Here is a 19453-nt window from a genome sequence, read left to right as displayed (position 1 = left end):
TCCTTAATCTTTTAATTCACGGCGCAAACCCATTAACCCAATTAAAATCAGTAGCCCACCAAAGCCCCATGCACCACCTGAAGTTTTGACTGATTTGTCTTCCATTTCATTTTTTGGCTCCTGCACGATTTGAGTGGTAATGGTCAGATAAGGTTTACTTTTATTAAATCGCGTGGATGTGGTTACCACTTGCAGCTCGAAGATATCTGCCCCATGCCAAGTCGAATCTGGGGTATACACCACATTGCCATGAATATCGATGCGTGTTTTACCTTTGGACTCTGTTTTAGTTTGCACAACTTTCAAACATCCATCTTGCCAAGGCTCACCTGTCGGCTGTTGACCAACCATGACATTGCATTGTTCTTTTGGAATTAAATCACTATCACCCAAAAAGGATTCAATTGAAAATTTGGCAATTTCACCTTTTAACAGGTCTTGTCCAACCAGACTCCCTGAGGTTGGCACAGTGATTTCAATCGCACCACGGTCACAGAACAGATTATCCATTAAACGGTTGATACCACGCTGGTCAGCAGCTTCACATGCCACTGTCGGGGCTGCAAGATTAAGCGCTGTACCTCTATTTACAATAGATGAGTCGCTGACCTGATTATGACTTAATAAAATACGTGGACGCATATAACCAAGAAATTGCCCTTTAGCAACGCTGTATGGACAAAGTATGGCTGTGCTATTTTCACTCAAGGTTTGACAAACACCTTCACTCTTATTTGAAGCTTCGGCTAAGATTTGTGTACCATTCCAAAGCTCATTTGGAGCAACAGCATCCCCTGTACCGCAGGACACAGTCAGCAGATTGTTTTGAATCAGGGTTTTATCGCCGTTTTCAATTTGGCAGTCCTGTGCACCATTTCTTAAAATAATACTATTTGCCACATAAGCCCTGCCAGCCGGGGCATTCATACGTAAAGCAGTATCAGCATTATCAACGATCGTTAGGTTATTTAATCCCATCCCGTCCATGACATTAATGAGTGTCCCCTTATTTTTTAATAGGGTACTACTTAATACTTCGGCACTAATGTTTTGAAGATTCTCTGTGTCAGCAAACTGCCCGGCGCTATAAATATTGGCCGCCGAGTTATTTAAGGTCTGGTTATTTTTAAGGACACTTTGCCTGATAAGGAAAGCGGGCAACTCGCTATATAAAATGCCACCTCGTTGTGCTTTGTTATTTTCAATCAGGCTATTTTTAATTTCAACACGACTGAGAAAGTTCTGACCAAATTGTCCCGTATTATAAATTGCCCCACCCAAATTGGCTGCACCATTAAATAAACGGCTATATTCAACCACCACTTGGCCTTTATTATGAATCAGACCACCTTGTTCAGCACAACTGACTTTGCCACAGCCTTCGAGGTCTAGTTCTTTTAAGTTAAGCTGAACTAGTGTATCTGTGCTGTTAAGGCGAAATAGATTGTCAGTTCCTTGCATTTGAATATGGGCATTATGCAGACCCAGTGTTTTTTCAGTTGTACTGAATTCTTCATCGCTATCAGCTACAGACCGAATGCTTAGAGATTTTTTGATTGCTATATGCTTATTGAGCACATAAGTATTTTTTTCTTTTAAAATAATGGTACTGGATGAATTTTCTCCACCACATCCCATAAAACCTTCTTTGGCTAAGCCCCGGTTAATATATTCAACGGCTTCTCGAAGTGAACATTCCTTGTCATCTTTTTCAATATCTTCTGTCGTGGTTACAATAATATCTGCACTATACGCCTGCCCTGCCATACACAGCAAAGCCATGCCTATGCTCTTCTTGAGCATAACCTTCTCCTTAATTTTTATTTCTTTCTTTTTCTTCTAAAGTTGCAGAATCCTTGCAACTGTGAATTATTTTGCCTTACTGTGGCATAGACTGAGTAATTACTCAAGAATTTTTATGATTTACCGATATTCGTCAATCAAGGCATAAATCTGTCGCAGATTGGCATTGCTGACCTTCAGTTTTTCTCCCTTAAGCAGTTGAATAATTTGCTCTAATCTCTGAAGAAGTACCGAAGTTTGATGTGGCCCATGACTCAGTAAATAGTCAAAAATTTGAGGATCTAAATGAATCCCCCGACGATCCAGTACGGATGAAACCAGCGCATAACGATCAGCATAAAGGCTACCACTCGGCACACGGGTACTCACCGCTTGTGTTAAGCGTGACTGTAGATCTGGCAGCTCAAGCTTAAGTTCAATCGGCGCAAAGCGTGAAGAAAATACCAGCTGTCCGCCGCCTTCATTATTATAATTAATCAGATGAAAGACCGCGCGCTGCCAATGCGGCACACCACTAATCGCTTCAATATCATCGAGTGCGACCAGATCAAAACGATCCAGCGAGGTAATCGCCTCGGTCGGTGCATCTAGAAGCTCAAGTAAAGAGACCTGAATCGCAGATTTCCCTACTTCAAGATAAGAGTCACAGATAGCAGACAATAAATGACTTTTTCCTGTACCCGCCCCACCATAGACATAAAAACGGCTGATTAAGCCTGCATGTAATTGACGCACTGCATCAATCACATGCCCCCAACCTGGCCCTGAAAAATCACTGATTCGGGCATCGAGCTGAGGTTCTATATCTAACTGCAATTGACGCATATGATTTTTTGGCCTTATGAGTCTTTACCATGGGGATCATGAATTTTACTTGAGTTCTCCTCTGCTTGCAGCGGTTTTTTCTCTGGCTTTTTCATTTCAATATCAACATCTAAGTCTGCTGTTTCGATATTGATTGAACCAGTAGAGGCATCTTGCATCACAATGGCCCGATCGCCATAAAATGTTGTGTGTTCATAGTACTCGCGTACATGCCGCAGTAGTACCACAATGACGGCTGCCACCGGTAATGCAATCAGCATTCCCAGGAAGCCTGCCAGCTGTGCACCTGCCAATACGGCAAATACTACGGCAACAGGAGAAAGACCAATTTTATCGCCCAGCAAGAATGGTTGCAGAATATAACCTTCAACTGCCTGTCCGACCATAAACACAATGCCGACCAATACCAGTTGCCACCAGTCAATCCCAAATTGCAGTAAGGTCGCAATCACCGCTGCGATAATACCGACTGCAAAGCCCAGATAAGGAATAATACTGGCCAGACCTGCCACCATACCAATAATCAATCCAACCTCAAGACCAATCAGTTGCAAGCCCACCGCATAGACAATTCCCAGCAAGATCATGACCAGAAACTGCCCTTTAACAAAAGCACCCAGCACGCTATGACATTCGCCCACAATTTTTAGTGTACTTTTTTCATAAGGACGTGGAATCAGGCGGCGCAAACTCCCCAGCATACGATCCCAATCCAGCAGGAAATAGAAGGCAATGATGGGAATTAAGACAATCGTACCGCCAATCTGGAGAAAATTAATTCCGGATTGAGCAAGGCGTAACAAGAATGCCTGAATACTGTCTGCGCTATAATTGGTTTGTACATAATTCATGACCACATCAGAAATCTGATTGGTATCAATTTCCATTTCAACGACATTAAAGGTATTGGACAACCATGGTAAAAAGGTCGAATTAATCCATCCAATGATCGCGGGTATATTGTCACGTGCATACATCAACTGTTGCCAGATCAGTGGCACTAAATACCAGATGGCCAAGGTCAGTACAATTCCGATTCCGATAAAAACGATACTAATAGAAAGCCAACGCGGCAGACCCACATCATGCAATTTATCCACCAGCGGGCTAAATAGATAAGCCACTAAAAGTGCTGCAACAAATGGAATTACAACGGGTTTTAATAAGTATAAAGTCCATAACAATAAAGCTATCCCAGCTAGGATAAACACGCGACGCAATGTGCGATCTACCATAAAGTTTCGCCTTTTCTCTATTAATCATTCTAAAAATTAAAATATTTCAATAAAGATAGCATTTTAGATCAGAAATACCATAAGAGTTTTATATATTCAGGTTATAATCGCCACCGCGAATGCGGAGACTTCATTATGAGCAACTCAACTTCTACCCCAAATACTGGTTTAAGCTACAAAGATGCAGGTGTCGACATTGAAGCGGGCGACGCGTTAGTCGATCGTATCAAATCTGTCGCTAAGCGTACCTCACGTCCCGAAGTTATGGGCGGTCTAGGTGGCTTTGGTGCACTTTGTAAAATTCCTAAAGGTTATGAAGAACCTGTTCTCGTATCTGGCACAGATGGTGTGGGTACAAAATTACGTTTAGCATTGAATTTGAACCGTCATGACACAATTGGTCAAGACCTGGTGGCAATGTGTGTTAACGACCTTCTCGTGTGTGGTGCTGAACCACTGTTCTTCCTCGACTATTATGCAACTGGTCATTTGAATGTGGATGTTGCTGCAAATGTTGTCACTGGTATCGGTACTGGTTGTGAGCTTGCTGGCTGTGCACTGGTCGGCGGTGAAACTGCTGAAATGCCAGGCATGTATGAAGGCGAAGATTACGATCTTGCAGGTTTCTGTGTCGGTGTCGTTGAGCAAAGCAAAATTATTGATGGCTCTAAAGTCAAAGCCGGTGACGTTTTAGTTGGTGTTGCTTCTTCAGGTGCGCACTCAAACGGTTACTCACTGCTTCGTAAAATTCTAGACGTGAAAAATGTTGATTTAACTCAAATCGTTGATGGTCGCCCACTTGCAGATGTTGCAATGGAACCAACCCGTATTTATGTCAAATCGATTCTCGAATTGCTTAAACATGTCGATGTACACGCAATGGCGCACATCACCGGTGGCGGTTTGCCAGGTAACTTACCTCGCGTCCTTCCAAATGGTGCTCAAGCGCTTGTGAATGAATCTTCTTGGGAATGGCCTGAGCTATTCAAACTTCTACAACGTGAAGGCGGTGTAGAGCAGTTTGAAATGTATCGTACCTTTAACTGTGGCGTCGGCATGGTGCTTGTGGTTGATGCAAATGAAGCTGACAAAACTGTTGAATTACTCAACGGTCTTGGTGAGAAAGCATGGACAATGGGTCAGATTCAAGACAATGCTGAATCGGTTGCAGGTGCAGACGAAAAAATTCGTGTGATCTTCGCATAATTTCGCATGATTAAAATTGCTGTACTTGTTTCAGGTAGCGGATCAAATCTACAAGCCTTGATTGATGCCAATCTTTCAGGGCAAATTGTCGGCGTGATTTCCAATAAACCTGAAGCCTTTGCTTTAACGCGTGCGCAACAAGCAGGAATTCAAACTGCAGTTATTGAACACAGGCAATATCCAAACCGAGAAGCGTTTGATGATGTGATGCATCAGCAACTGCTGGACTGGGATGCGGATCTGGTGGTACTTGCCGGCTTTATGCGAATTTTAAGTGAAAAATTTGTAAAAGCCTGGGAGGGGAAAATGTTGAACATTCACCCTTCTCTATTGCCTTATTACAAAGGCATGCATACCCATCAGCGTGTACTCAATACCGGTGATGTTCTGCACGGCTGTACGGTGCATTATGTCACGGCTGAACTTGACGCAGGCCAAGCGCTTGCTCAAGGTGTGCTCAAGGTTTCTCACCACGATACGGTAGACAGTTTGGCAATGCGTGTGCATAGCCTTGAACATGTAATCTATCCTCAAGTCGTAGAATGGATTTGTAGCGGTACCATTCAACACACTGAAGACGGTGTGCTATATCGAAACGAGAAAATGCAAGAACCTGTTCAATTCTGCAAGTTTTAACCTCATTTAAATATAAAAAAACGCATCCTCGGATGCGTTTTTTATATTCTCTTTTTAATGATTCAAACAGATTGTTGCTGAATCAATTGCTTTACTAAGTCCGCTACCTGATCGGGTTGTTCCAATGGAAACATATGTCCTCCCTCTACCACGGTAAAAGGAATACCAAATTTCTTTTCGACCTGCTGCGGGAACTTGCGGGCCAGAAATGGACCTTGCTCAGCCACGACCAAATGTACCGGAACTTTCGGTTTCGCCTGAGGCAACCACCACAGTGAGGGATTGGTTCTAAACACGGCCACTTCATCCTTTTTAGGGATGGTGAGTTCTACTCCGCCCCGAATCGGATCATCTTGCAAGGCATGCTCAATATAGGCCTGGAAGCAATCGGCATCAAAGTCTTGATAAAAACCTTTAGGACGCAACAACGCTGCTGCCTGTTCACGTGAATCCCAATGATCACGACGGCGCTTGGACAGACCTGCCGGAGACATTCTGTCCAAAGCTTTTAAGCGCAAAGTTTTCGCAAGATGCAAGGCAAAGGCTTCTTTACCCATAATCATCGGCGGGTCCAGCATGATCATCTGCGAAAACAGTTCGGGACGCTGCAAGGTAGCCTGGAAAGTTAATACTGATCCTAGAGAATGTCCCAAACCAATCACCGGTCGACCTTTTGACTGACGCACAATACTGTCAATCACTTGCTGAGTCAGGCTTTTCCAATGGTTATCCACTGGATAACGTTTATCAGGCCCTAAGAGCGGCACATAGATAATATCGTAATCATCTTGCAGTCCATCAAACAGCTTTTGATAGACTTTCGATGGCACGCCATTGGCGTGCGCGAAATGAATCAATGGTTTCATTGCAATGTCGTACTGTTTTCTGACTGAAGTTTCTGCGCAACTGAAGTGGCAATTCCGTCACCAATCGATGAGCCCATGCGACCCAATACGGACTCAAATGGACTATATTCAATGGTATAATTCAAGGCTCTTTCAGTTTTCAGTTCGCGCTTCAAGGTATTTAAACTTCCGATCCGATCTGCGATTCCTAGTTTCACCGCCTGATCACCGGTCCAGAACAAACCAGAGAAAATCGCAGGATCGGTTGATTTCAGTTTATTACCACGCCCCTGTTTTACCGCATTAATAAAGTGACTATGCACATTATCCAAGACACCTTGTACATGGGCTTTTTGTGCAGGATCGACTGGTTGAGTCATCGACAGCAAGGCTTTATTGTCACCTGAAGTCATGGTGCGATCTTCAACACCAAGCTTTTGCAGCAAATTACTCACGCCATAATTTGGCATGATCACACCAATCGAACCGACTAAACTCGATGGATTGACAATAATCTCATCCGCAGCAGAAGCGATATAATAAGCACCCGAAGCACCGGTATCACCGATCACTGCATAGAGTTTTTTCTCGGGATACTGCTTTTTCAAATACTGAATTTCTTGCCAGATTTCATCGGACTGTACCGGTGAACCACCCGGCGAGTTGACATTCAGCACTACGGCTTTACTTTGTTTATTTTCAAAAGCTTTTTTCAGCGATTTAATCGTATTGCTACTGTTGACACTCTGCTTGTCGGCAGCAATCGTACCAATAATATCGACGACGGCAATATGAGCACCTGCGCCAGCGCTGGCATCTGAGGAAACTGAACTACAGCTCTTGCCGAGTGCCAAAATCACCACAAGCAGATAAGCAAAAGTCAGGAATTTAAAGAAAATTCCCCAACGGCGCGCACGGCGCTGCTCTTCAACCGAAGCTAAAACCGCTTTTTCCAGCAATTTCCATTCCGGACCAGTCGGTTGAACTGGCTGTTGCGTATTTTGTATTTGATTTTCAGGTTTTGGTGGCCAATCGGACATAAATAATCCAATAAATTGATTTATATTGAACCCATTATATACACTGAATCGGGTAATTCTGTCTAAACAAAACGTTTTCGCCTATAATAAATTTTGTTCTCTTTTTATTGTACTTAGACGAAATCAATGACCAAACAGGACTCACGGAATTCAGCTTACGGTTTACTCAAATACATTAGCCGCCAACCGCTTCCGGTTTCTCGATGGATGGCCCGTCTTCTGGCCTTTATTGTGAACAGTTTCAAAGTCACCAAAACTTCGGAAATCATTCGCCTCAATCTCGAGATCAGCCTTTCTGAACTGTCCAATGACGAACGTGAGCGTATTAACCGTGCTGCGGTTCGCAATGAATTAATGTCATATTTCGAGTTTTTTACCATTTGGGGCTCAACTAATCAGAAAAATATCAAACGGGTGCATCGCGTCATTGGCGAAGATCTACTGCATGATGCACTGGCACAAAATAAAGGCCTGGTGTTAATCGTGCCACATTTTGGTACCTGGGAAATCATGAATGCCTATGTCGCCCAGTTTACTTCCATGACCATTATGTATAAACCTGTAAAAAATCAGGCAGCGGATCAGTTTGTACGGGCTGCGCGTAGCCGCGAACAGGCACATCTGGTGCCGACCGATGAATCTGGCGTCCGTCAGATTTTTAAGGCCTTAAAACAAGGTGGCACCACCGTGATCTTGCCAGACCATACCCCAAATGTCGGTGGTGAATATATACCGTATTTTGGGGTGCCTTTGGCCACCAGTAATTTAAGTGCCAAGCTGATTCAAAAGACCAAAGCCCGCGCCCTGTTTCTATATGCCCTGCGGAATACCGAAGATGGTTTTGATATCTTCATCGAGGCAGTTGATGAGAAAATTTATAGTGGCAATGCCAATCATGGCACGCAAGTCATTATCAATAGTATTGAAAATTTAATCCGTCGCCATCCTGAACATTATCACTGGAGCTATAAACGCTTTAATGCACATCAGGGCTTGGGCAATCTTTATACACTGGAGCATGAACAGGCTTTAGGCAAAGTAAATGCGTTAAGAACTCAGGAATTACATGAAGCTTCGCCCGCTCTAGAATCAGCGACTTAAAGGCTGACGATATAACCATTGCCATTGATGTCGTTCGGCTGAAAGTACCAGTTTTGAGTCTTGTTGCTGAAAGTGCAGACTACCCTGCTCTGCCGTATTCAGTAACGGAATATTGAGGGCTTTGAGCCGCTGCTGAGTCAATTGGCTCGGATGGCCATAACGGTTAAATTTCCCTGCCGAAACAATTGCCAGTTTAGGCTGTAAAACTTCTAAAAACTGATAGGCTGAGCTGTGCTGACTGCCATGATGTCCAAGCACCAGCACATCAACTTTAAGCTCAGGATAATCTTGGAGCAGCTGATACTCAGTCTCCCAACCCGCATCGCCCATGAGTAAAAAATTTTGATAAGGCCCGGCATTTTTAACTTGCAGATATACCACACAAGACCGTTCATTTTTATTGAAATGGGCTGTATTTAACTGCTGCTGCCGAGGTGCCAGAATTTTAAACTGAATATCTTCAGACCATTGCCACTGCTGACCTTGATGACAGAACTGAAAACGGGAGGAGTGCGCTATTTCAGGAATCTGATTGGACGATACCTCTTTAATTTTCAATTGATGTTTAATACTGTGATAAGCGCCACTATGATCTTGATCCAGATGGGTTAAAATCAGTTGATCCAGCTTACCCACACCTTGCACAGACAGAAATGGCAGAATCACCTGTCGACCGATACTGAATTTTTCTTCATCATAATAGCCACCCATATCGATCATCATACTGCGTGCTCCATCCCGAAGAAAAATTGCTTGTCCCTGCCCCACATCCAGAATAGAGAGCTGAAATGCATGCTGATTGAGCTGAGGAATACACAGCGGCACACAGGCAAGCGCCGTCCAGCTTTTGGGCAATAGGCCACGCGGTAAAAATACAATCATTAAGGCCAGAATACACAGCGCAATCATCCAGACATTCATCGCCACCGGAATCAGTTGTGGAGCAAACAGCCGATCAAGCAGATCCAGAAATGCCAGCAGCATGTGAATGAAAACATCATTCAATTGAAATACCACACTGGAAAGTGGCTCTGAAATAAAAAACAACAAAGCCGCCAGAATATCTATAGGCACAATCAGCAGCCCAATCCATGGAATCGCGACCAGGTTACTGAATGGGGTAATCCAGGCGATTTGCTTAAAAAACAGCATCATCAAGGGAAATAGCGCCAGAAAGATTTTCCATTGTGATTCCAGCAGCACTTTCAACGCAAAATATAGCCGTTGTAATAAGGTTTGTTCTGTCTGACGCGGTTGCTGCTGAATGGTCTGATAGATTCGCAGCAAAACAAAGCAGGCCCCATAAGACAGCCAGAATGCAGCCGACAAAATACTGAAAGGATCAAAGAGCAATAATAAGGCAGCACTCAGAATCAGTAATTTTAAAGCTTGCACACTTTGCCTGAGCAACAAGGTAAAGGTCACAATCACGCAGATCAATAAAGTGCGTAGCGCTGGAATTTCAAAGCCCACAAAGGCGCAGTACAGCAAGACACACAGTAAAAAAGGCAGGCTCAAAAAATACTGCCTTGGCCATTTCAGATAAATATGCGGCATAAATCTTGAAATCAGATATTGCAAAGTACCACAGACCATCAAGGCAAAGATCAGAACGTGCGGCCCGGAAATGGCTAATAAATGGCTCATACCAAAACGCTGGAATTGTCGCTCTGTCGCCGGATCTAACAGGCTTTCATCACCGCTTAATAAGGCCAATAACAAACCTTTATGCTGTACGGGTTGCCTGGCTACGAATTCTCTTAATGCCAGTCGCTGCCGCTCTACCCAAAGTAAAATTCGCGGACTTAAATTTTGCTGCTGGCGTAAATATTTGCCATGACCAAGCGCATAAAGTTGTTGCGGTTGTAACTCCTGAATGCTCTTGATTCGGAAACCGGCCATGATATTTTGCTGTAATGCCCACTTTTCAGCGTCAAAAGATCCGGGGGTGGCATAACTATGATGAGGTCGGATTTGGCCTTGAATTAAGTAATATCGTCCAAGTTCAAGGAGGTGCTGCTTTATCTGCGCATTTATCAAACTGGATTGAGTCACGGGTTCTTGGACAGGCAAAAAGCCCATCCATTTAACTGTACTGCCATCAGGGCTGAGCACATGCAGAGCTTGCTGGATATTCTGCTCACCAAGTTTATTCAGGTCTTTGATATGCACCACAATCTGTTTTTCGGAGACTTCATGTTCACGCGTCGACAAGCGTTCAGACAGTTGCAGATTGGCATAGCCATGGCCTAGAAATAATCCTAACAGCAGGCTTGAACCAGTCATGACCAAATTGCGTAATGGTGTGTTGAAAATGTGCTTTAATTTACGGCAACCCAGATACCACAGTAATACCGCGATTAGAACGACCGTGCTGCTCAGTTGAACAGACAGAAAACTTTTCCCCATACAGGCCAGGCCTAAAATCCAGCCGATACACAGCCACTGCAACATTGGATCTTATTCTTTATGGTTATTATTTTACCCAATAATAAAGCCCACCGGAGTGAGCTTCAATCAAATGCGAATATTCTCTTGATTTAGGATGTGACCCACAGGCCATCCTGCATATGTAAAATTCGGTCTGCTGCATGTGCCAGTTGTTCATCATGCGTCACAATCAGCATCGCCATATTGAATTCACGTTGCAATTCGGTGAGCAGTTCAAAAATCTTTGCTGCAGTCTTACGATCCAGATTTCCGGTCGGTTCATCCGCCATCATCAGTTTAGGTTTGCCCACCACTGCACGCGCTAAGGCCACACGCTGGCGCTCACCTCCAGATAATTCACCTGGCTTATGTGTCAGACGATGCGAAAGACCAACCCGCTCCAGCAAGTATTCAGCCTGCTGTTTGGCTTCTTTAAACTTCACATTATCGCGGAGCATCAGGGGCATGGCTACATTTTCCAGTGCCGTAAATTCTGGTAACAGATGATGAAACTGATACACAAAACCCAAATGCTCATTGCGCACATAGCCGCGCTCTGCTTCGGACAAGGTATCGAAACGGCGACCATTGACCATCACTTGCCCTGATGTTGGTCGATCCAGTCCACCCAAAACATGCAATAAGGTACTTTTACCAGAACCACTCGAACCGACAATCGAGACAAACTCACCTGCTTTGACCTGCAGCGACAAGCCTCGAATCACATCGACGGTGGCTTTGCCATCGGTAAAGGATTTGTGAATATTCTGGGCATCTAAAATCAGATTACTCATAACGCAAAGCCTCTGCCGGTTGAATTTTTGCTGCACGTAAAGCGGGGTAAATCGTCGCGACAAAACTTAAGGCCAATGACAAGCCGACAATCACCAAGACATCCTGCCAGCGTAAATAAGAAGGTAGATAATTGATAAAATAGGCATCAAACATATTCAGACCCAAAGTATTGTTTAACCAGCCGATAAAGCTACTGATACTGGTCGCTGCAATAATCCCGAGGATTGCGCCGGCACATGTCCCAATCACCCCAATCACCGTGCCTTGCACCATAAAGATTTTGGTAATGGTGGCAGGCGAAGCACCCAAAGTCCGTAAAATCGCAATGTCCGATTTTTTATCCGTCACCACCATCACCAGTGATGAAACGATATTAAATGCCGCAACCAGCACAATCAGGAATAATAACAAGCTCACCATGGCTTTTTCCATCTGGATCGCGCTGAACAGATTACCATGAGTATAAGTCCAGTCAGATGCGTAGAAGTTGGATGGTAAATCCCGCACGATTTCCTGAGACACTTGCGGTGCGACAAAAATATCATCCAGTTTTAAACGCACGCCTTGTGCACCATCAGGCAGACGCAATAAAGTTGAAGCATCATTTAAAGCGATATATCCCATCATCGAGTCGACTTCAGCACCAATACTGAAAATTCCCACCACTTTAAAGCGCTTGAAACGAGGCACCACACCTGCTGGTGAAGGGGTCGCCTCTGGCAATACCAAGGTAATATTATCGTTTAAACCGACCCCCATGGCATCGGTCATCTGCTTGCCCAGAACAATACCAAATTCACCTTTTTTCAGGCTATCAATACTGCCCTCGACCATATGGTTTTGTATAATGGATACTTTTTTCTCATACTCGGGTTCAATCCCGCTGACCATAATCCCGGCAACCTGTCCCTGTGCCGTCAGCATGCCCTGTAATTGGGTAAATGGTGCAACCCCCTGGACATGCTCATGCTGCTCAATCTGCTTTGCAAGTTCGGGCCAATTTGTTAGAATTTGCGTTGAAGAAACAGTAGCTTGAGGTATCATTCCCAAGACACGATTTTTCAACTCTCGGTCAAACCCATTCATCACAGACAAAACTGTAATGAGGACTGCTACACCGAGCGTGAGACCGATCATTGAGACCAATGCAATAAAAGAAATGAAGTGGTTACTACGCCGTGCGCGAGTATATTTCAACCCTATATACAGCGAGATTGGTTTAAACATAACCATCTAGTCCGAGGTAATAAATTATGGAAAATGTACAGCATCCAAACGGATACACGGAAAGACGCGTTATGTCTCGCATCGATGCTGCCTTACGAATTAATTATCAGATTATTTCCGATGATGTTGCCTTAAATGATCCTTATGACTCTAACTTCGTCTTGCCCCGCTATTTTCTACTACTTGCAGAGCTAGATCAATTTGATCATGCGGTTAACTACGAATTAGAACAATTATCTGAAAAAGATCAACAAATTGCTCGAATCTTATCCTTATTCAACCAAAAATTAAACCTTATTACCGGTTCTTTGTATGACGCAATTGTACAAAGCATGTTACCTGTACCAGAGCAGGTGAACTTTTCGGAAACCGGTTTTAGTTTCTTTAGTGACCGCCCCATCACTGAAGGCACCTATCTGCACGTGACTTTAAGCCACCCGGAAAATTTCTTCCATATTGCGGCAACCGCCCAGGTGGCCTACAGTCGTGAAGAAGAAAATAGCAAATTCCGGACCGGTGCTTATTTCATTACCATGCACCCACAAGACCGTGTCAAACTGGGTGAATGTGTCAAAGCCAACTTTGCTTAAATCACTGATTTAGTCATTGTGAATACTGGATGGAAGGCGAGCTGCATAGCTCGCTTTAATTTCTCTGGAAAAATACAACAATAAACCCGTCAACAAAATACCGACACCGATTAAGGCCTCACCCGACAAGCTCTCATCATTCAAAAGCACACCTACGAATAAAGCAAGCATTGGAGTCAATACCGTCGTCAAAGACAAGGTGGTCGCCCTGATTTTCTGTACCAGTTTAAAATAACAGAACATGGCAATCAGCGAAGCCATCACCACGGCATATCCTAGCCCGATCAGTGATTTTGCCTGAGGCATTTGGGTTGGCGCAAATTGCCAGATAAATGGCAACATGGCACAGGCCATGACTGCTGAAACTGCAATGGAACCGGCCGCTTGCGCCATCGGTTGTAAGGGTGCATTGACTTTTTTGACCCAAAACATCGAAACACAATAGATAAACACACTCAGTAGCATCAGACCAATACCGATTGGCTGAATGTGCTGGTCTTTGCCACCGAGGCAAATCACCGCCAAACCAGTCAGGGCAATCGCCATCCCGCACCACTGTGAAGGATAGAGCTTGAGCTGAAACACGAAACGGCCAATCAATCCGGTAATAATAGGTGCCAGACCAAACATCAGCGCAATAATGCCTGAGCTGAGATAATCCGTGGCCAGATAGGTAAAAATCTGCGAGCCAATAAAACTGCAAGCTCCAGCCAGATAACTGTGCATCGAGAGAGAATCGACAGGAAAACGGGTTTTAAACAGCCACAACAAGATAAATGCAAAAGGCAATGCCAGAAAAAATCGCAGTGCCAGTGCCCAGAGCGGATGCAGATCGCTTACACTCCAGACAATGGCTAGCGGTGTAGTGGCCCAGATAAAAACCAATAAAAGATAGGTCACAACCATATTGGTGTGTGTTGGCATGCGCGATTGCTCTTAAAGTGCAGATGTTTTACGTTTTTGTTTTTGAATGGTTTGATCCAGTGCGCTTGAAAATTCACGCTTATCCCGCTCTGAAATCGGAGGTGGCCCACCCGTTTGTACACCGGCACCACGCAAACTATCCATAAAGTCTCTTAGATGTAAACGTGCTTTGACATTGGCCGTGGTATACACTTCACCGCGTGGATGAATGGCAATCCCGCCCTTTTCAATCACTTCTGCCGCCAGGGGAATATCTTGGGTCATGACAATATCATGCTCTTTCATGCGCAGAATAATCTCTTTATCTGCAGCATCAGCGCCACTCATCACCTGAATTGAATTAATCCGGACTGAAGGCGTAATGCCCACCGACTGATTAGCCACAAAAGTCACTTCCAACTGATAGCGATCCGACGCACGGATAATCACATCTCTTAAAATACGGGGTAATGCATCAGCATCGACCCAAAGTTTGAATGGCAACACAGGGTTTCCCATTAAGGTATAAATCCTGGGTATTCTAGCAAATTGAGAGGATCAGGTTGATGATTAAATCGTTGCATTTTCATCGCTGCTGTCGCTCATGTTTTTTTGAATCTATTTGATTTGAGCAACGACTGTGATTTAGTCTAGAAAAAAATTGGCTGCATTTAATTTGAAAATTCATTCGATTGACTTGAAAAATCGCAATGACCCTCGATTAACTATAAATAAGTCATCCAAGATCAATTGTGCATATGAAAAATCAGAATAGCCCAGAGATCATCACCATTGATGATCAGAATTTCGGTAGTCACGTCGAACACTGGACATTACTCACCGAGAATCCAGGTACAGATGTGCCACAGTGGTTAGGCAAAGCTCTTGATGCGCCTATTATGCCGATGGGCATTTGCACACAAGAATGTGATATGGATGAAAATACCTGGCTGATTCAGGGGCCGAGTAAAGCTGCGGTGCAATTGAGCCAAGTGATCGCCATAGAAAATAATAAGCCACAGGCCGTAAAAACTGCATTCCCCTGCTTTGACAGTCCTTATCAGGTCAAAGCGACCATCGATCGAATTATTTCCTGCAAATCCAATACTCAGGCGGTATTACGTCTGAATCTGGGTGCCAACAATATTATTTATGCTTTCGATAGTCTGTATAGCGTCAATCATCCGCATTATGAAAAAGACCAGTCCTATGTGGTGAATCTGAATGCTTGGGCCTATGAGCTTGAAGCAGTGGCTGACCATGAACATCTGGTGGTGGATGATCCGGCTTCGATCAAGCATCACCGTGCCTTGAATGATATTCTGACAGCCAACCAAGGCGTGGCACCCGATAATTTGCAGGAACAGATTGATGCCTGGCAGCCACAGTCAGAAGAAGATAAAGCACCTGTTACTGTAGATTTCTCTAAAATGGTGGCTTATCTTTATGGTGAAACCATGGGCCAGGAAGATGAAGCCTGGTTTCAGGGCAATATTGTCGGTAAAACTGCCATGCAGTTTATGGATCAGGACTATACCCTGTATGATGTCACACTGATTCATGATGAAGGTCAACCAGCCACCTTGATCCGGATTGCAACGCGGAATGAGCAGCATAAAAATTTCCAGATTGGTCAATATATTCGTGGAAATCTGTGGATTCAGGCCAATATTTATAGAAAATCAGCTTAAGTTAAAATAAACAAAGAAGATCTTCTTTTTGATGGGGATCTTCTTTTTTTAATCCGTATTTTCTGTTTTTAATTTTATTTTTTTGATTATTTTTTACCCATTTTTTCTAGCTTAATAACCTATTTAAATCATTTAAAAAATCGAGTTATCCACATTGTTAAATTCACATGAATTCATTTTATACATGCAATCGAATCCTAAAAATCTTGTAAAAATAAGACTTTGATTTCGCATACGAATAAGTTCAGACAAATCCAAAGCTGATATTTAAATAAAATGAAAATTTATGAACTTTAATCAAGAATGTACTTTATTTAATCAATTTTTTATGATAAAAATACTCACAACAAATAGTATTAACGATAAATAGATCGGACAATAAATATCTATGAAAATCGTGCAAGAAGAAACATTAGACCAGGTCGAGCATCATCTTAGCTCTCGCTATAATATTGATATGATGTCATGCCTTTTTTTCATGTTGGGAATGCTGATCTGCGGCTTTACCCTGCATACTTTTATTTTTTAAATTCCCTGACATAACCGAATGCATAAAAAAACCCAGCCTATGCTGGGTTTTTACATTTCAGGGATTAACCATTGCGTTTTGCAAAGTCATCCATAAAATTCACCAAGGCTTGTACGCCCTCTAATGGCACTGCATTATAAATACTGGCACGCATACCACCGACAGAACGGTGACCCGCAAGATTCAATAAATGCTGGGCTTCTGCTTCTTTCAGGAATTGTTTTTCAAGATCTGCATTGACCAAAGTAAATGGCACATTCATGATTGAACGATTTTCTTTGAAGATTGGATTGGCATAAAAATCGCTTTGATCGATATAACCATAAAGCAGATTGGCTTTTTCCAGGTTCACTTTATGCATGGCCTCTACACCACCATTTTCCAGCAACCATTCAAATACCAGACCAGACAAGTACCATGCATAAGTCGACGGCGTATTTACCATAGAACCATTTTTGGCTTGATCTGAGTATTTTAAGATACTTGGAATTTCAGCTTTGGCTTGATCCAGTAAATCTTCACGAATAATCACCAGGGTTAAACCCGCTGGGCCGATATTCTTTTGCGCGCCTGCATAGATCACACCAAATTTTGATACATCAAGTGGCGCAGATAAAATGCTTGATGAATAGTCACAAACAAGGGGCTTATCTGTTTCAGGAATAGAAGCAAACTGCAGACCACCAATGGTTTCGTTGTCTGCATAGTGCACATAGGCGGCATCGGCAGACAGCTTCCATTCGCTTTGCGCGCTGATGGCATGTTTAGCATCAATTTTGATACCTGCTTCTACCACATTGATATCGCCATAGCGTTGCGCTTCTTTCAAGGCCTTTTCAGACCAGATTCCGGTATGGATATAGTCCGCTTTGTTATTTTTACCCAGCAAGTTCAATGGAATTGCCGAAAATTGTAAGGATGCGCCACCCTGCAAGAACAATACTTTGTAGTTCTCGGGAATATTCATGAGTTTGCGTAGGTCTGCTTCCGCTTTTTCAGCCACGGCCACATAGTCGGAACTACGGTGGCTCATTTCCATGATCGAAAGACCTTTGCCATGCCAGTCAAGCATTTCAGCTTGAGCTTTTTCAAGTACGGTAGTCGGTAATGCAGCAGGACCAGCACAGAAGTTGTACGCGCGCATGAGTTTTCCTTATCTATGTGAGACACAATAAAATGATGGCATTTAACCATATCTGGCAAGGTCTTGCACAAAATTATTTCAATCTCGAACTGTAATTACAGTCAAAAAATCAATGTAGATTCACAAGATAAGTTGACCATTTATAGGATTAATTAAACTTATTATGCCTATTTTTATTAAATGTTTGAGTTTAAAAATAAAACTATTATGATGAACTCACAATGATTAAAAAATAATCTGAAAAATTAGAAGTAGGGAAAAAATGGATAACTTTATTAATCGCCTCAAATTACATATTGAGCATGTTAAACGTGTCGGTGCGCATTGCTCAACTGAAGAAACCACCAAACAAGCACTTATATTACCACTTCTGGATATTTTAGGCTTCAGTCCTTATGATCCAACTAAAGTACTGGCAGAGTTTGCCGCTGATTTTCCTGGTGTCAAATCAACAGAGCGCGTTGACTACGCCCTATATTGTAATGGTCAACCAGTTATGTTTATTGAAGCCAAATCTTATGCAAGTAATTTAACAAATCACGCACCACAACTCTCCCGATATTTTAACTCTACTCTGGGAGTGACCATTGGCGTCATTACCAATGGACGTGAATGGCGTTTTTTCACTGACCTCATTAATCCAAATATTATGGATGAAAAACCTTTTCTGGTTGTTGATTTCACTAAACATCAAGCCGAAGAACTGACTCAATTAGCAGAATTCAAACATGATAATTTCCATGTAGAAAAATTACGATTTTTTGCCGAAGAGAATCAGTATATCCAACAGTTTAAAGCGGTAATCAAAAAATCAATTAATGAAGTCGATATTGATTTTGTACGTTATGTTGCTCAGCAAGCCAATATTCCAAGACAGCTCAATACAAAATTCCTTGAATCAATTCAACCCTTCGTTAAACAAGCAGTCGAACGTGCAATTAGCGATACGGTTTTAAAAGGCTTATCTGCACCCACCATCATTACAGCACAACCCATTGAGCAACAAACTGAATTAAGGACTGATGAAGTTTCAGAAGAACCGACTCCCTCAAATCTTCAACAAGACATTATAAATCCTCAGAATCAAAGAATTGTTACCACGGTAGATGAACAAAGCTTACAAAATATTATCCATGAACTTTTTCCAGACCATGAACTCACCGGAAAAGATACGGAGAGCTATTATTCCATTCTGTATCAAAGTAAAAATAATAGATGGTTATTCCGCTATGATGTGAACCGAAAACGTCCTACTGTTCAATTTATTGTTCCCATTGATGAGAGACATAAACTTGAATTAAATAGAGCGGGTCTAGAAGTGTTAAATAATGGACAAATTTATCTGGATAAACCGGAGCATATTTATAGAGCCGTAGGGGTTTTAAAAGATTGTTTAGATTTTTGCATGAATGATGAAAATTTCAAAAGAACCGCCCTAAGTTAGTCAGGACGC

Annotated in this window: 17 protein-coding genes; 6 read left to right on the top strand and 11 right to left on the bottom strand. The window is 42.9% G+C overall.

Annotated elements, in window-relative coordinates; all coding sequences use genetic code 11:
• Nucleotides 1-3: 3 nt before the first annotated feature.
• The 3 genes from rbtA to cxpE all read right to left on the bottom strand — a co-directional run bounded on the left by rbtA (nucleotide 4) and on the right by cxpE (nucleotide 3863).
• Entirely contained in the window at nucleotides 4-1803 is a 1800-nt protein-coding gene (gene rbtA / locus FTU45_RS08065) for a rhombotarget A (RefSeq protein WP_180076234.1), read from the bottom strand.
• 120 nt (nucleotides 1804-1923) lie between these two features.
• Nucleotides 1924-2628: a DnaA regulatory inactivator Hda gene (gene hda / locus FTU45_RS08060; protein WP_005097624.1), complete on the bottom strand. Its 705-nt coding sequence runs from the start codon at nucleotides 2626-2628 to the stop codon at nucleotides 1924-1926.
• Nucleotides 2629-2642: 14 nt separating this feature from the next.
• Complete coding sequence (gene cxpE / locus FTU45_RS08055) at nucleotides 2643-3863, bottom strand: chloramphenicol efflux transporter CxpE (protein WP_074383363.1); 1221 nt, start codon at nucleotides 3861-3863, stop codon at nucleotides 2643-2645.
• A gap of 135 nt (nucleotides 3864-3998) precedes the next feature.
• Between cxpE and purM the strand changes: the two genes are divergently transcribed.
• Together purM and purN are read left to right on the top strand one after the other, a co-directional pair.
• The gene (gene purM / locus FTU45_RS08050) at nucleotides 3999-5069 is read left to right on the top strand and encodes a phosphoribosylformylglycinamidine cyclo-ligase (protein WP_005097626.1); all 1071 of its coding nucleotides are present in this window, start codon (nucleotides 3999-4001) and stop codon (nucleotides 5067-5069) included.
• 6 nt (nucleotides 5070-5075) lie between these two features.
• Nucleotides 5076-5705, top strand: coding sequence for a phosphoribosylglycinamide formyltransferase (gene purN, locus FTU45_RS08045; RefSeq protein ID WP_005170032.1), 630 nt, complete (start codon nucleotides 5076-5078; stop codon nucleotides 5703-5705).
• A 62-nt stretch (nucleotides 5706-5767) separates the two neighbouring features.
• On the opposite strand, the gene FTU45_RS08040 is transcribed toward purN, so the two are convergent.
• Nucleotides 5768-6571, bottom strand: a complete 804-nt coding sequence (locus FTU45_RS08040) for an alpha/beta fold hydrolase (protein ID WP_005170030.1) — start codon at nucleotides 6569-6571, stop codon at nucleotides 5768-5770.
• Nucleotides 6568-7590 carry a signal peptide peptidase SppA gene (sppA, locus tag FTU45_RS08035; protein WP_005097629.1) on the bottom strand — a complete coding sequence of 341 codons (1023 nt, stop codon included), beginning with the start codon at nucleotides 7588-7590 and terminating at the stop codon, nucleotides 6568-6570. Before sppA ends, FTU45_RS08040 begins: the two co-directional genes overlap by 4 nt.
• A gap of 126 nt (nucleotides 7591-7716) precedes the next feature.
• Between sppA and FTU45_RS08030 the strand changes: the two genes are divergently transcribed.
• Nucleotides 7717-8691, top strand: coding sequence for a lysophospholipid acyltransferase family protein (locus FTU45_RS08030; RefSeq protein WP_180076233.1), 975 nt, complete (start codon nucleotides 7717-7719; stop codon nucleotides 8689-8691).
• Here the strand turns inward: FTU45_RS08030 and FTU45_RS08025 are convergent.
• From FTU45_RS08025 to FTU45_RS08015, 3 genes are all read right to left on the bottom strand, one after another.
• Nucleotides 8680-11145: a DNA internalization-related competence protein ComEC/Rec2 gene (locus tag FTU45_RS08025; protein ID WP_180076232.1), complete on the bottom strand. Its 2466-nt coding sequence runs from the start codon at nucleotides 11143-11145 to the stop codon at nucleotides 8680-8682. The genes FTU45_RS08030 and FTU45_RS08025 overlap by 12 nt on opposite strands.
• An 86-nt stretch (nucleotides 11146-11231) precedes the next feature.
• A complete protein-coding gene (gene lolD, locus FTU45_RS08020; protein ID WP_005170024.1) occupies nucleotides 11232-11915 on the bottom strand; it encodes a lipoprotein-releasing ABC transporter ATP-binding protein LolD in 684 nt (227 codons plus the stop codon).
• Nucleotides 11908-13143, bottom strand: a complete 1236-nt coding sequence (locus FTU45_RS08015; RefSeq protein WP_180076231.1) for a lipoprotein-releasing ABC transporter permease subunit — start codon at nucleotides 13141-13143, stop codon at nucleotides 11908-11910. Before FTU45_RS08015 ends, lolD begins: the two co-directional genes overlap by 8 nt.
• A gap of 26 nt (nucleotides 13144-13169) precedes the next feature.
• Between FTU45_RS08015 and FTU45_RS08010 the strand changes: the two genes are divergently transcribed.
• Nucleotides 13170-13733, top strand: coding sequence for a PilZ domain-containing protein (locus tag FTU45_RS08010; protein ID WP_005097634.1), 564 nt, complete (start codon nucleotides 13170-13172; stop codon nucleotides 13731-13733).
• Between the two features lie 9 nt (nucleotides 13734-13742).
• On the opposite strand, the gene FTU45_RS08005 is transcribed toward FTU45_RS08010, so the two are convergent.
• On the bottom strand, nucleotides 13743-14657 hold the full coding sequence (locus FTU45_RS08005) for a DMT family transporter (protein WP_074383367.1): 915 nt from the start codon (nucleotides 14655-14657) through the stop codon (nucleotides 13743-13745).
• Nucleotides 14658-14669: 12 nt separating this feature from the next.
• A complete protein-coding gene (locus FTU45_RS08000; protein WP_005097638.1) occupies nucleotides 14670-15155 on the bottom strand; it encodes a YaiI/YqxD family protein in 486 nt (161 codons plus the stop codon).
• Between the two features lie 239 nt (nucleotides 15156-15394).
• Between FTU45_RS08000 and FTU45_RS07995 the strand changes: the two genes are divergently transcribed.
• On the top strand, nucleotides 15395-16327 hold the full coding sequence (locus tag FTU45_RS07995; protein ID WP_159138218.1) for a hypothetical protein: 933 nt from the start codon (nucleotides 15395-15397) through the stop codon (nucleotides 16325-16327).
• A 593-nt stretch (nucleotides 16328-16920) separates the two neighbouring features.
• Here the strand turns inward: FTU45_RS07995 and serC are convergent.
• Nucleotides 16921-18000 carry a 3-phosphoserine/phosphohydroxythreonine transaminase gene (gene serC, locus FTU45_RS07990; RefSeq protein ID WP_159138219.1) on the bottom strand — a complete coding sequence of 360 codons (1080 nt, stop codon included), beginning with the start codon at nucleotides 17998-18000 and terminating at the stop codon, nucleotides 16921-16923.
• Nucleotides 18001-18262: 262 nt separating this feature from the next.
• Between serC and FTU45_RS07985 the strand changes: the two genes are divergently transcribed.
• On the top strand, nucleotides 18263-19444 hold the full coding sequence (locus tag FTU45_RS07985) for a type I restriction endonuclease (RefSeq protein WP_005170006.1): 1182 nt from the start codon (nucleotides 18263-18265) through the stop codon (nucleotides 19442-19444).
• Nucleotides 19445-19453: the final 9 nt, after the last annotated feature.

Source organism: Acinetobacter sp. YH12106, assembly GCF_013418995.1.
Taxonomy (GTDB): Bacteria; Pseudomonadota; Gammaproteobacteria; order Pseudomonadales; family Moraxellaceae; genus Acinetobacter; species Acinetobacter pseudolwoffii.
The sequence above is the reverse complement of the archived record's forward strand: the minus strand, read 5'-3'. Positions and strand labels throughout refer to the sequence as shown.